At 66.7% G+C, this 13,347-nt stretch carries 14 protein-coding genes and 1 pseudogene; 8 read left to right on the top strand and 7 right to left on the bottom strand.

All coding sequences use genetic code 11. The annotated features are described in order from the left end of the window. Nucleotides 1–240 (bottom strand): annotated as a pseudogene (locus tag GQS65_RS20700) (archaeosortase A); the annotation flags it as partial. Between GQS65_RS20700 and GQS65_RS20695 the strand changes: the two are divergent. Next, nucleotides 230–526, top strand: coding sequence for a hypothetical protein (locus GQS65_RS20695; RefSeq protein ID WP_158206514.1), 297 nt, complete (start codon nt 230–232; stop codon nt 524–526). The pseudogene GQS65_RS20700 and the gene GQS65_RS20695 overlap by 11 nt on opposite strands. Nucleotides 527–588: 62 nt before the next feature. On the opposite strand, the gene GQS65_RS20690 is transcribed toward GQS65_RS20695, so the two are convergent. The 5 genes from GQS65_RS20690 to GQS65_RS20670 all read right to left on the bottom strand — a co-directional run bounded on the left by GQS65_RS20690 (nt 589) and on the right by GQS65_RS20670 (nt 7,354). Then, entirely contained in the window at nt 589–1,569 is a 981-nt protein-coding gene (locus tag GQS65_RS20690; protein WP_158206513.1) for a hypothetical protein, read from the bottom strand. A gap of 124 nt (nt 1,570–1,693) precedes the next feature. Continuing rightward, nucleotides 1,694–4,399, bottom strand: a complete 2,706-nt coding sequence (locus tag GQS65_RS20685) for a DUF7282 domain-containing protein (protein ID WP_158206523.1) — start codon at nt 4,397–4,399, stop codon at nt 1,694–1,696. A gap of 470 nt (nt 4,400–4,869) precedes the next feature. Next, the gene (locus GQS65_RS20680) at nt 4,870–5,637 is read right to left on the bottom strand and encodes a VOC family protein (protein WP_368280395.1); all 768 of its coding nucleotides are present in this window, start codon (nt 5,635–5,637) and stop codon (nt 4,870–4,872) included. A 62-nt stretch (nt 5,638–5,699) separates the two neighbouring features. Further along, a complete protein-coding gene (locus tag GQS65_RS20675; protein ID WP_368280394.1) occupies nt 5,700–6,119 on the bottom strand; it encodes a TIGR04206 family protein in 420 nt (139 codons plus the stop codon). Nucleotides 6,120–6,241: 122 nt separating this feature from the next. Then, nucleotides 6,242–7,354 (bottom strand): OBG GTPase family GTP-binding protein, encoded by a 1,113-nt coding sequence (locus GQS65_RS20670; RefSeq protein WP_158206512.1) that lies wholly within the window; start codon nt 7,352–7,354, stop codon nt 6,242–6,244. 106 nt (nt 7,355–7,460) lie between these two features. Here GQS65_RS20670 and GQS65_RS20665 point away from each other — a divergent pair, with 106 nt between their 5' ends. The 3 genes from GQS65_RS20665 to GQS65_RS20655 all read left to right on the top strand — a co-directional run bounded on the left by GQS65_RS20665 (nt 7,461) and on the right by GQS65_RS20655 (nt 8,569). Then, nucleotides 7,461–7,622 carry a hypothetical protein gene (locus tag GQS65_RS20665; protein ID WP_158206511.1) on the top strand — a complete coding sequence of 54 codons (162 nt, stop codon included), beginning with the start codon at nt 7,461–7,463 and terminating at the stop codon, nt 7,620–7,622. Nucleotides 7,623–7,724: 102 nt separating this feature from the next. Next, a complete protein-coding gene (locus GQS65_RS20660; RefSeq protein WP_158206510.1) occupies nt 7,725–7,973 on the top strand; it encodes a VNG_1110C family protein in 249 nt (82 codons plus the stop codon). Nucleotides 7,974–8,089: 116 nt separating this feature from the next. Then, the gene (locus GQS65_RS20655) at nt 8,090–8,569 is read left to right on the top strand and encodes a 50S ribosomal protein L11 (protein ID WP_158206509.1); all 480 of its coding nucleotides are present in this window, start codon (nt 8,090–8,092) and stop codon (nt 8,567–8,569) included. Between the two features lie 65 nt (nt 8,570–8,634). Here GQS65_RS20655 and GQS65_RS21495 read toward each other — a convergent pair whose 3' ends face one another. Next, nucleotides 8,635–9,609, bottom strand: a complete 975-nt coding sequence (locus GQS65_RS21495) for a DUF302 domain-containing protein (RefSeq protein WP_199268517.1) — start codon at nt 9,607–9,609, stop codon at nt 8,635–8,637. A 275-nt stretch (nt 9,610–9,884) separates the two neighbouring features. On the opposite strand from GQS65_RS21495, the gene GQS65_RS20645 reads away from it, so the two are divergent. From GQS65_RS20645 to GQS65_RS20630, 4 genes are all read left to right on the top strand, one after another. Beyond that, nucleotides 9,885–10,523 carry a 50S ribosomal protein L1 gene (locus tag GQS65_RS20645; protein ID WP_158206508.1) on the top strand — a complete coding sequence of 213 codons (639 nt, stop codon included), beginning with the start codon at nt 9,885–9,887 and terminating at the stop codon, nt 10,521–10,523. Next, entirely contained in the window at nt 10,524–11,585 is a 1,062-nt protein-coding gene (locus GQS65_RS20640) for a 50S ribosomal protein L10 (protein WP_158206507.1), read from the top strand. An 18-nt stretch (nt 11,586–11,603) separates the two neighbouring features. Beyond that, nucleotides 11,604–11,951: a 50S ribosomal protein P1 gene (gene rpl12p / locus GQS65_RS20635; RefSeq protein WP_158206506.1), complete on the top strand. Its 348-nt coding sequence runs from the start codon at nt 11,604–11,606 to the stop codon at nt 11,949–11,951. A 148-nt stretch (nt 11,952–12,099) separates the two neighbouring features. Further along, nucleotides 12,100–13,323: a tripartite tricarboxylate transporter permease gene (locus GQS65_RS20630; protein WP_158206505.1), complete on the top strand. Its 1,224-nt coding sequence runs from the start codon at nt 12,100–12,102 to the stop codon at nt 13,321–13,323. Nucleotides 13,324–13,347: the final 24 nt, after the last annotated feature.

Below are 13,347 nucleotides of genomic sequence, written 5' to 3'. Positions count from 1 at the left end.
CGATGAGACCACCGAAGATGGTGAGGCTCCCAGACCGGTACACATCAGGACGATTTCGGTGGCGTTGACCAGGCCGTGACGCCGGAAGACGAACAGCGACTCGTAACCGGACTCGCTGGTCATCAGTTCGGGGGAGTACCCCAGGAGATTGATACCCCACTGCGTCTGGACGGCGACGGTCTCGATGAGCCAGCCTCGGAGCGCGTCGCTCGTGAGGAAGGGGAGGTAGATGAGCCCCATCACGCCGACGGCCCGCGATGACGTCACCAGCCAACGAGTCACGGCCGCGAGCGAGGAGGTAGCCGGCGTAGAGACAGCCCGGAACCGCGACGGCGGCGGCGACGCCCTCGATGGCGCTCTGGACGACGAAGGTGAAGTGGGGGACCAGCAGCGCCCAGAAGACGGCGAAGACGCCCCACGCGAGGACACAGAGCGACCGGCCGAGGCGACGGTCGACGGTCACCAGCAGCGAGCCACCGGTGAACAGGCCGACGACGAGCCACGCCAGCAGGTCGGTCGTAGGTGATGCCATGAAATCCTGACTGTACCTCTGGCGCGGGTGGATAAGTCTCCTGTGGTCCGGGCGGGTCAGTACCAGCGAATCTCCGTCGCCCGGTGGCGCGTGTTGTACGCTTCGAGACCCTCACCCATCACGCCGCGGACGTAGAGGTCGTCGTAGAGCGTCGTGTGCGTGTAGTCGACGAACGTCGCCGGAACCACGAGGTCGCCGTCCTCGCGGACGACGCTGGCGAGTATCGTGTAGGCGTGTTTGTGCCGCGCGTCCCTGACGTAGCCGGCGACGACCGGGACCGACTGCTCGCGTGCCGGCCGCGCGTGGAACGCCTCGATAGAGCGGAAGACGAACTCGTAGCAGAACATCCCCGTCTCGCCGTTCGCCAGCAGAGCGTCGAACGCGACGGGGTCCGCGAACGAACTCCGGAGGTCAGCCGCACCGAACAGCACGTTGTCCTCGACCGACCCCGCGAGATACCGCTCGACGTCGTAGTCCGCGTACTCCCGAAAGCCGTCCGTCAGCCCGTGGACCACCGATTTGGGGTCCGTCGCGTCCGCCTCGGTGAACCGCTCGACGGTCGCCGCCGGTTCGTCGCGGAACCACGGGCCACGACTCGCCTCGACGACGGCCGGCCGTGGCTCGGCGTCTCGGCAGCGCTCGAAGAACGCGTCGACCGTCGAGAACTCGAAGCGAACGTCGCCGGCGTCGATGGCGGCCGCATCACGGACGAACGCGACCAGCGCACCGTCGAGTCCGTGGTCCGCGTCGACGGCCCGCGCTCGCTCGACGTCCGTCCGACCGAACGTGTGCTCGCCCGCCTCGGAACTGACGGTGAGGTCCGCCCCGTCCAGTCGGGCCGTCGCGTCACCGAGGGCGAACGTCTCGGCCTGTGGACCGAAGGCGTCGCCCGCGACGCTGGCGAGGTCCTGGTCGTGGAGGTTCGTGCCGACGAGCACGCCGTAGCCCAGCACGACGTTGTCGAGGGCTCTGAACCCCGCGAGGGCCGTGACACCCCCGCCGAGGAGTTTGAGGGCGCGGCGGCGACCGATGTCCATGGTGGTGTCTGTGCGGCGACCGGTAAGTATCTTCCAGAAGGAGTCGGGGCGCTGTCGCTGGCTGGTGTAGCGTCCGAAAGAAAGTATCGCGGGTGACCGGAGCGAGGTCCGGTAGTGTTACCAGTTAGTTGTCGCGGCGCACTGCGAGCAGTGCGGCGGCGACGAGTGCGACGAGCGCGACGATGATACCGAAGCCGGGCTGGCTGGTGTCAGTCGTCGGCGTGCCGTCGTCGGTCTGCTCACCCTCAGTCGTCGTCGGCTCGGACGGCGTCGGAGTCTCCTCCGTCGTGTCCGTCGGGGTGCCGGTCGTGCCGTCACCCTCTCCGCCGACCGTCAGCTCTGCGCTGTCGGTGACCGGGGAGCCGTCCTCGTTCGTGTACGGACCGTCGTCCGAGCCCTCGCTCGTGACGAAGTCGTACTGCTGGTTGTCGTTCGTGTCCATGTGCGGCATCGCGATGACCGTGGACGTGTTCTCGAACGCGGTGTCGAGCGTCACGTTGAGGTCGGTCACGTTACCGGCTTCCTGGTACTCGGACGTACCGCGGACGGACTCGATGACTGCGCCGTCCTGCAGCGTGTCGTCGTGGATGGTCACGAAGCCACCCTCGGGGAGGGAGGCGCTCGCGATGGTGACGACCGAGCCGTCAGTCGTCTGGTCCTCGACGGTGACGGAGGCCGACGTCGACTGGTTGCTCACGGTGATCTCAGCCGAGTCGACGACGGGCGAACCGTCATCGGTGTACGGACCGTCCTCGGAGCCTTCCGAGGTGACGAAGTCGTACTCCTCGTTACCGTTCGTGTCCATGTGGGCCATCGCGATGGCCGTGCCGGACTCGTTGTACGGTGCGTCGAGGGAGATCTCGATGTCCGAGCTCTCGCCCGATTCGAGGTAGTCGGAGGTGCCCCGGACCGAACCGAGGACCTCGCCGTCCTGCAGCGTGCTGTCGTGGATGGTGACGAAGCCACCGTCCGAGAGCGTCGCACTGTCGACCGTGACAGTGGAGCCGTCGGATTCCTGGTCGCTGATGGAGACTTCAGCCGACGGTGCAGGCTGGACGACACCGGGAACGTCGGTGTCAGCCTGGTCGAAGTCGCCACCGATGATGGAGGCCTCGAACGTCGTGTTCGGGCTGATGCCCGAGAAGTCGAACTCGGCCGAGAACGTACCGTTCTCGTCCGCTTCGACCTGGTCGCTGAGGAGGAACGGACTGTCGCCAGTCGCGCGGACACGGACGTTGAACGTCGTGCCGGGTGCGACGGACGTCTCGCCCGTGATGGTCGAGCCGTTCTCGGCGCTGACGACGACGGTGTCGACGTCGTCAATCTCCTCAGTGTCGAAGGATGCCGTGCGCGGAACGACAGTGAACGTGTCGTTCAGCGAGGTCTCCTCGTCGACGAGACCCGTGTCCTCGGTGAGCGTCAGCGTCGTCTGAAGCTCGCCGCTGAAGTCCTCGAGCGCGCCAGCGCTGGAGTCGACGTTGACGTAGACGACACCCTCGCCGTCGGTGACGACGTTGTAGTCGTTCTCGTCGAGGTCGTCCTCGAGGCTGATGGAGTCAGCGTCGGCGTTCGGGCCGGCGTCGACTTCCGAGATCGTGATCTCGGCATCAGTCTGCGAGAGGAACTCGCTGAGGCCACCGTTGGCCGTGACTGCGCCGAAGATGCCGGTCGCTTCGAGGCGGTGCGTGACGACGTCGCCCGCTGCGACGGTGTCGGAGTCGACAGAGACGTTCTCGACGTCGCTGACGGACTCGGCGTCACCGAAGGACGCGGCGGGAGCCGTGCCGATCTCGAAGGAGTCGACCGAGCCCTCGTTGATCGCGAGCGTTGCGACGTCGGTCTCGTCATCGTCGACGGAGGCCGAGAGGTCGTACGCTGCGTCAGCCGAGAGGATCTGGCTCAGCTTGGGTTCTGCAGACGGGTCTGCGTTGCCGTTGTCGTTGACAACGGTGACGGACGCGCCTTCAGCGCCGGAGAACGCGGTGTCCTCGCCCTCAAGCGTCTGGTAGGTGTTGAAGACGATGGTCGCGTTGCCGTCGCCGTCGGTGTCCTCGACGAGGAGGTCAACCTGATAGTTGACGTCCTCGGAACCGAGGGTGACGGTCGCCTGGTCCGTTGCGCCGGAGAAGTCGAGCGGAATCATGACGAGGTCACCGCGCGTGCCCTCGTAGACGGACTGCTCGAACTCGGCGTCAGCGTCGGGCGTGACGCCCACGCCGAGCGTCGCGTTCGCCTCTGCACCGGTGTCGACGACTTCGATGTCGAAGTCGTACTCGCCGCCCTCGAGATTGAGGTCGTCGGCGAGGTCGAGGCTACCGGTGTTGTCGACTTCCACCTGGAAGCCCTCGGCGTCGAGAGCGTCCTCGGCGGCGAAGACGCTCGAGACGTCGTCGACGTCGCTCGACGTGATCTCGACGAAGTAGTTACCACGGTTCGAGTTCAGCTCGAGGCTGTCCTCGCCGTCGAAGGAAGCAGAGATGGTCTGCTCGGCGACGGTGAAGTCGATCTCGGTATCGCTACCCTGCGTGCGGAGGGTGTACGTACCGGGCTCGAGGTCGGCGACGTCGATAGTGATCTGACCAGCGCCGTATTCCTGAACGAACTGGCCGTCACTGTCGACGAGCGTGTAGCCGTTCGCGCCACTGTCTTCGTACGTTACTGTCTGGCCAACGAAGACGACGTCCCCGTCGACGAGCGTGTCGATCGTCTCGGAGGACTCGTTGGCTGATTGAGCAGCACCGCTCCCTGCGAGCGCTGTGGCTCCGGCGAAGACCGAGAAGACCACGAGCGCAGCCAGGAAGAGGCTGCGGACTTTGTTGTTTCCTGTCATGGTTATCGTACCTGTCGGGTCGAGCACGGTTCACGACCGATGACCAGAGGGCCACCAGATTGGTCGGTACTTCGTACTGTCACCATGGGTAGGGGTACACCCGAAACGAACGCTCGGTATTATAAATGCTTTCTGGTGATGTCAGACGCGTGTGAACGCGCCACACTGCCGAATTCATGGGATATACGCTTTGTGGCAATGTCGGCCCAGCGGCCGACGGGCGTCTGACGAGAGTCGGCCAAACCGCCGTCTGGGACGACAATCGTCAGGAACCTGCCTGGTCACGACACCGGGGTAGTCACCCTATCGAGAGGCTCGAGAGTTACTCATCCGGCGAGTAACAATCGCCCGATACCCCCTCGAAACGATGTCCGTTTAAATAGTAGAGTCGGCACGCGCGGGCCGCGAGGCTCGCGCGCGAGTCGGTCTGACTCACTATGGTCCCTCCTCGGCCCGTGATGGCACCGCCCTCAGCGGGTGACGACTTCGACCTCGTGACCGTCGTTCGTCTTCGTGAAGGCGTAGTTGTGATCACAGGACTCGGGGTCGCGGTAGTCCTCGGCCTCGCGTTCCATCAGCGTCTCCCAGGCGTCGTCGAGGTCGTCACAGCGGACGGCGACGTGGCCCCAGGCGTCGCCCATCTCGTAGGAGCGCCCGTCGTAGTTGTACGTCAACTCGACGCTCATCGCCTCCTGGGCGGCCCCCCGTGGCGCGACGAAGTAGTTGGCGAAGGAGTCGGCTTCCCACTTGTAGTCCGGGAGGGTCTCGTACTCCAGTTTGCGCGCGTACCAGCCGATGGTGCTGTCGGCGTCCTCGACGCGCATCATCGTGTGGTCGAGGCTCCACTTCGCGCCGTAGTCGCGCTTGACGAGTTCTATCTCGTGGCCGTCGGGGTCCTTGACGAACGCGTAGCGGTTGTCACAGGACTCGGGGTCGCGGTAGTCCTCGACGCCCGCGTCCATCAGTTCGTCGTAGGCGTCCTGGAGACCGTCCTCGGGGACGCGGACGGCGATGTGACCCCACGCATCCCCCACGTCGTAGGAACGCCCATCGTGGTTGTACGTGAGTTCGAGCAGCGCGCCCTCCTCGTGGACGTCCTCGGGGCCGAGGAAGACGTTGGTGAACGTGTCGGCCTCCCAGCGACCCTTCTCTTCGTAGTCGATGGCTTCCGTGTAGAACTCCAGTGCGGCGTCGAGGTCTTCGACGCGCATCATCGTGTGGTCGAGAATGGCGTTCACGCCGAACTCCACTCGCGGACGAGCGATAAACGTTCGGTGCCCGTGTGTGACGCGCCGTCGGGTCAGTCGGCCCGTTCGTCGAGCCACGTCGTGAACGCGGGCCAGTAGTACCACCACGCCGCGACGAGCAAGAGGAGACTCCCCACGGGCAGGCCGAGCGTGTCGGGCCGTCGCGTGAACGACCACGCCAACGGGAACTGACTGACGCCCGCGAGCACGAGCAGCCCGCCGGTCAGTCGGCGGTCGTCCCACCCGACGACGCCGGCGAGGGCGCTCACGACCGCCGCGGCGTAGATGCCGACACCGACGAGCCACGCCTCGATGGCCGCCGAGCGGCCGTACGAGGAGAACCGCAGGTAGTCCGGGAGCCAGACGAGCGACCACGGGTCGTCGTTGAGCAACCCGAACGCGAACACGACGGTGAGGTCCCGGCCGGCGACGACGGTCCACGGCACCACCCCCAGCGCGAGCACGACCAGCACCCGGCGACGGGCGGGTCGCCCTCGCGTGCGCGTACGCGGAGACGAACCCGGCCCGTCTCCGAGAACGTCCCGTTGGTGAGCGTGTGGCGAATCGTCGTCCGGGCCGCTCGCGTCCGCCACGTCTATCGGCGCATGATGAGTCGCAGCACGTCCTCGTCCTGGAGTTCGTGCTCCATGCCGACCTGCTGTTCGTCGTGTTTGGCGCTCGGCCCCGAGACCCGTGCGAACCGGAAGCGTTGCCGGAAGTCGCTCCCGAGTTTGTCGAGCACGTCGTCGATGGTGCTCGCCCCCTTCCGAACGACGAGCGGTTCCTCGTAGTCGACGCCACGGCCGGGTTTGTCCATGTAGACGCGGATGAGACCGAGTGACTCCCAGATGGACTCCTTGAGCGACTCCAGCCCCCGCTCTTTCTCGGCGCTGATGAACACCGCCGTCTCCGGGTCGACGTCGCGCTCACGGAGCTGTTCGTTGACCGTCTCCAGGTAGTCCGGTTCGATGAGGTCGGCCTTGTTGACCGAGACGAGCGACGGGAGGTAGACGCGGTTGTCCATCAGCGCGTCGACCAGTCGGTCGATGGTCAACTGTTCGCGGACCGTGACGTCGGCGTTGATGTAGTCGTACTCCCGGAGCACCTCCTTGATGGTTCCCTCGTCGAGTCCCACGTCACCGCTCGTCGTCACCTTCAGTCCACCCTTGATGTTCTTCGAGACGCTGACGCTCGCCGGCCGACTGTCGAGGCGGACCTTGTTCTTGTACAGTTCCTCGCGCAGGCGGTCGTACTGGTCGATATCGAACACCGAGAGGACGAACAGGACGAGGTCGGCGGTCCGCACGACCGAGAGCACCTCGCGCCCACCGCCGCGGCCGTCTGCCGCCCCCTCGATGAGCCCCGGCACGTCGAGCAACTGGATGTTCGCGCCGCGATACTGGAGCATGCCGGGGTTGACGTCGAGCGTCGTGAACTCGTAGCTCCCGACCTCGCTCTCCGCGTTCGTGAGGGCGTTGAGCAGCGTCGACTTCCCGACGGAGGGGAACCCGACCAGCGCGACGGTGGCGTCACCGGTCTTCTCGACGGCGTAGCCCTGCCCGCCGCCCGCAGACGACTGGTTCTGCAGCTTCTCTTTTTTCTGTGCGAGCTTCGATTTCAGCCGACCGATGTGGGCCTCGGTGGACTTGTTGTACGGAGTGTTGGCGATCTCCTCTTCGATGGCCTCTATCTCCTCCTCAAGTCCCATTGTCCTGCCTTCGGCCACCGGGTACGAAAAGGGTGTCCTTCCGTCGCCGCGACGGGAGGAATCGCCCGACGCACACGCCTATACCGAACGGGAGCGTAGCGACGACATGGACAAGCGCACGTTGGCGAAGAACCTCGCGCTCGTCGGTCTCGGATTCGTCGCGGTGTTGCACACGGCGCTCAGCTTCTACTTCGACACGAACCTCGCCATCGTCGGAGCCGCGATTCTCATCGTCGTCTTCGTGGGACTGCTCGTCGTCAACCTCTGAGCCCACGGAAGACGACGGCTCGGTGGGCGCAGTCGGGAGGTGGCGGCCGCTCGGTGAGCGTGTTTCAGTACGTTAATACACGGGGCCGAGCAACGGCGAACGATGAGTGACGCCGCCCGGTACCGTGACAGCACGCAGATAATCCTCCCCAGCGACGCCATCGAGGACCTGCGCACGGACCTCGGGCGTGAGTTCACGCTGACGTTCGTCGACGGCGAAGCGACGAGAGGGTCGTCGAGGGACCGGGTCGGGACCGACGACCGTGACGACACCGTCCGCATCATCGGCAGTCCGGCCGAGATCAAAGACGCCAGCGAGTGGCTCACTCGCCACGGCGTGTTCGTCCCCTGAGTACCGCCGCGCCTCCGGACACGTCTCTCCCCCTCGCTCGGCAGCCCGTGTGAACCAGACCCGTGGCGCGGGAAACAAGACAACTCTTAAAACCGCGAGCGCGGAATTGAACCGATATGGGAGGTACCATCGAAGTGCTCGTCCCCGGCGGACAGGCCAATCCGGGGCCACCGCTCGGGCCGGAGCTCGGCCCGACGCCGGTCGACGTGCAGGCAGTCGTCAGTGAGATAAACGAACAGACCGCTGCGTTCGACGGCACCGAAGTGCCCGTCACCGTCACCTACGACGACGACGGGAGCTTCGACATCGACGTCGGTGTGCCGCCGACGGCCGCGCTCGTCAAGGACGAACTCGGCTTCGAGACGGGCAGCGGTCGCCCGCAGGCGGAGTTCGTCGCCGACATGTCCATCGACCAGCTCGTCACGGTCGCGGACCAGAAACTGCCCGACCTGCTCGCGTACGACACGCGCGGCGCAGCGAAGGAAGTCGCAGGCACCTGCGTCTCGCTCGGTGTGACCATCGAAGGCGAGGACGCACGAACGTTCAAACAGCGCGTCGAGGACGGCGAGTTCGACGAACAGCTCGGCTCGGCGTAGTCGCTTTCTCTCTTTCCGTCGTTCCACGCCACGAGGACCGAGAGGTCCGCCTTCGCGCGGTCGGCCTACGGCCGTCCGGCGTCCACCAGTGAGGAGAGCGCCCCCGAAACCTTCGACAGCACCTCTTTGCGGTCCTCGATACCGTGGCGGACCGCGAGATACTGTGGGTCGTTGTAGCTCACGTTGACCGTCCCGTCCGCGGCCTCCCAGACGAGCAGTTTCTGTGGCAGGTCGATGGCCGTCGTCTGTGCGGACTGCATCAACAGCGTCCCGACGGCCGGGTTCCCGAAGACGAGGAGCGTGGTCGGTCGAAGCTCCAGACCCACGTCCGCGGCGCTCGCGGCGTGGTCGACGGTCGTGACGAGCGTGAACGGGCCGGCCTCGATGGCGCTCGTGATGCGGTCGACCACCGCGTCGACCGAGTCGTCGACGGACTCGGTGACGAACCCTGGAACGGGGCGTTCGGCGACCGAGACGGAGAGTTCGTGCGTGCCGGCCTCGAACGTCCCCGACGTCGCGTCCACGAGCACCTGTTCGCTCGCCCGGTCACGGTCGAACCCCGGCCCCGACTTCTCGTAACTGACCAGCGAGAGGTCGAGCGAGCAGTCCTCGGCGACGGTGAACGTGACACGTGCCTCCCCGTCCTCGACGGCGATACCGTCGCTCTCCAGACAGCGTCGGGCCTCCTCGTCGGCGAACGCCAGTGGCGGGGAGCGACGGGTCACGGGCGTCTCCTCGCTCCCGTGGAGGAACTGGATCAGTCGCCCCTGTCGCGCGTAGAAGTCGTCTGGCGTCTCACCCAGTCGCTGCTCCGGGGTCCCGACGACGAAGTCGACCTGATAGTACGAGACGGCACCGGTCGGTCCCGGGCAGTTCGCCCGCTCCCCACCGGTCGCCGCCGCGGCGGTCGGCAGGCTCCCGAACCCCGCACCCACCCCCATCGTCCCCGCACCGAGCAGGGCGAGGTATCGGCGTCGTGCGACGCCACCGGACTCGTTCGACACTGACTGTTCGGTCTCACCGTGGCTCTCGTCGGACATCTCGGTCGAGCGTACTCTCGGAAGTGGTATAACCCCCGACACAAACGGGTTGCGACGAAGAGAGTCACGTCGTCGAACGGACCGTCGCCTCGAACCGGTCGGAGCCCGGAGCCGACCGGTGAGGGTGGTGAGCGCACGTCTCGGCACTTCCTCGCTCTGATTCACCTCGTCGCGGGTTCGACGTATTTAAGTCCGCGAAGTTAGTGACGTGAAACGAGACAGGCGTAGCCTGTTTCACGCCGTAGTAGCCTCACGGCGCACTACGGAGGTGAACAATGGCAGATCAGGAAATAGAAGATGCAGTCTCTCTCGCACTAGAGGACGCCCCGCCCCGGAACTTCCGGGAGACCGTGGACCTCGCTATCAACCTGCGAGACCTGGATCTCAACGACCCGTCTAACCGTGTCGACGAGGGCATCGTCCTTCCGAACGGAACGGGCCAAGACACACGTATCGTCGTGTTCGCAGAGGGTGAGACAGCCCTCCGAGCACGGGACGTCGCCGACCAAGTCATGGACGGAGACGACCTCGAAGACCTCGGTGACGACTCCGACGCCGCCAAAGACCTGGCCGGCGAGACGGACTTCTTCGTCGCCGAGGCGAGCATGATGCAGGACATCGGTCGCTACCTCGGGACCGTCCTCGGTCCCCGTGGGAAGATGCCGACACCGCTTCAGCCCGACGACGACGTCGTCGAAGTCGTCGAACGGATGAAGAACACGGTGCAGGTCCGCTCGCGCGACCGCCGCACGTTCCACACCCGCGTCGGTGCGGCCGACATGTCGGCCGAGGAGATAGCCGACAACGTGGACGTCATCCTGCGTCGTATCGAAGCAGACCTCGAGAAGGGGCCGCTCAACATCGACTCCGTCTACGTCAAGACGACGATGGGCCCCTCCGTGGAGGTGGCCTAAATGTCCGCAGAGTCCGAACGCAAGACCGAGGTAATCCCACAGTGGAAACAGGAGGAGGTCGACACCGTCGTCGCCATCCTCGACAGCTACGAGAGCGTCGGCGTCGTCAACCTCGCCGGCATCCCCTCGCGGCAGCTACAGGCGATGCGCCGTGACCTGCACGGCACCGCCCAGCTTCGTGTCTCGCGCAACACGCTGATGATTCGGGCGCTGGACGAGGCCGAACAGGACCTCGGTCAGCTCGAGGACCTCGTCGAGGGACAGGTGGGTCTCATCGGGACGAACGACAACCCGTTCGGCCTCTACCGCGAACTCGAAGCGTCGAAGACGCCCGCACCCATCAACGCCGGAGAGGTCGCCCCGAACGACATCGTCATCCCCGAGGGTGACACCGGTATCGACCCGGGTCCGTTCGTCGGCGAACTCCAGCAGGTCGGCGCGGACGCGCGCATCCAGGACGGCTCCATCCAGGTGCTGTCCGACTCCACCGTCCTCGAAGAAGGCGAGGAGGTCAGCGCGCAGCTCGCCAACGTCCTGAGCGAACTCGAGATCGAACCGAAGGAGGTCGGCCTCGACCTCCGTGGCGTCTACTCCGACGGCGTCCTGTTCGACCCCGAGGACCTCGCCATCGACATCGACGAGTACCGCGCCGACGTGCAGGCGGCCGCCAGCGCCGCTCGCAACGTCTCGGTCAACGCCGTCTACCCGACGGCCCAGACCGCGGGACTCCTGCTCGGCACGGCGAGCAACGACGCTCGCGCCGTCGGTATCTCGGCGGCCGTCGAGAGCCCGGCCATCGCCGACGACCTCGTCGGGAAGGCCGACGCACAGATGCGCGCGCTCGCCGCCCTCATCGACGACGAGGAGGCGCTCCCCGAGGAACTGCGCGGTGACCTCGCCGCCCCCGCCACGGACGACGGCGGCGACGAGGCCGACGAGGCCGACACCGCCGAGGACGAATCGACCGACGACCAATCCGCCGACGCGGACGCCGAGGCAGACGACACCGACGACGACGATGACGACGACGGTGGCGACGCCATGGGCGCGCTGTTCGGCTAATCACACACCCTTAGAACAATGGAATACATCTACGCAGCACTCATCCTGAACGAGACCGACGAAGAGCTCAACGAAGACAACATCACCGCGGTCCTCGAGGCCGCGGGCGTCGACGTCGAGGAGTCCCGTGTGAAGGCGCTCGTCGCCGCACTCGAGGACGTCGACATCGAGGAGGCCATCGACACGGCCGCCGCCGTCCCCGCCGCAGGTGGGGCCGCGGGCGGTGCCGCCGGTGGCGAGTCCGACGACGGCGGCGACGACGACGCCGACGAGGCCGAGGAGGCCGACGCCGACGAGGGTGGCGACGACGACGAGGAAGAGGAGGACGACAACTCCGGCGAAGGTCTCGGCGAGCTGTTCGGCTAACTGCTCGACGGGTCACCTCGCAGTCGACTCGACACGCCAATCTCCTTCGATTTTTCACGGCGGCCAGCGGCGGCGCTCCCGACCGAACGGCCGTGTGGCCCCCGTCGCTCCGAACGTTCATCAGTGAGAGCGGGGCCACTCCCGAGCGATGGTCCCCGATGTGGTCGTCGCACCGGAGTTCGCCCTCGCCGTCTGTGGGTCCGTCCTCGGCGGTATCGCGCTGGGGACGCTGAGCGGCCTCGTCCCCGGCCTCCACGCGAACAACGTGGCGCTCCTGCTGGCGGCTGGAGCGGCCGCCGCACCCGGTCCGCCGACGCTCGTCGCCTGTGCGATGCTCGCGGCGGGCGTCGTCCACACGTTCCTCGACGTGGTGCCGGCGCTCGCACTCGGCGTTCCCGATCCGGCGATGGCGGCGAGCGCACTCCCCGGTCACCGACTCGTCGTCGAAGGGCGTGGCGAGGAGGCGCTCCGACTGTCGGCGCTGGGGAGCGTCCTCGCCGTTGCGCTCGCCGTCCCGCTCGCTGTGCCCATCACCTCGGCGATGACGGCGCTCTACCCGCACGTCGTCGCCAACCTCTCGTTCGTGCTCGGCGGTATCGCGCTGGCGATGGTCCTGACGGAACCGACGTGGACCGGCCGTCTCGGCGCGACCATCGCCGTCGGCGCGAGCGGCGGTCTGGGACTCCTGACGCTCGACGCACCCGTGTCGGGACCGCTCGGCGGGTCGACGCTGATGCCGCTGTTCGCCGGCCTGTTCGGCGTCCCCGTCCTCCTCGACGCGATGGACGGGGCGGGCGTCCCCGAACAGGACGACGCGACGCTCGCGCTCTCGAAGCGCTCCGTCGCCGGACTGGGTGGCGTCGGAACGCTCTCGGGGGCGGCGGTTGGCTACCTGCCGGGCGTCTCCAGTGCCGTCGCCGCGACGCTGGCGCTGACGGCCGTCCCTGGGAGGTACGGCGCACGTGGGTTCGTCGTGGCGACTAGCGGCGTCAACACAGCGAATACGGTCTTCGCGCTGTTCGCACTGTTCGCGCTCGGAACCCCACGGACTGGCGTCCTCGTCGCCGTCGACGACACCGTCGGGACGCCGTCGCTACCGCTGTCGGTCCTCGCGGTCCTCGGGGCGGCGCTCGCGGGGTTCGCCCTCGTCGGGACGCTCGGGCCGTCGTACCTCCGACTCGTCGGTAGCGTCGACCCGACTCGACTGTCGGTGGCCGTCCTCGGCCTGCTCTGCGTGTTCGCGTGGCTGTTCGCCGGCGTCCTCGGTGTGGGTCTGCTCGTCGCCGCGGGCGTCGTCGGTCTGCTCCCGCCGCGCCTCGGCGTGAAGCGGGCACACCTGATGGGCGTGCTCGTCGGACCGCTAGCGCTCTGAGGGGGTGTGGGTGGGGTGGCGGGT

Source organism: Halomarina oriensis (genome assembly GCF_009791395.1).
In the GTDB taxonomy this organism is placed as follows: Archaea; Halobacteriota; Halobacteria; order Halobacteriales; family Haloarculaceae; genus Halomarina; species Halomarina oriensis.
Note: the sequence above shows the minus strand (reverse complement) of the source record. Positions and strands in the feature narration are given on the sequence as shown.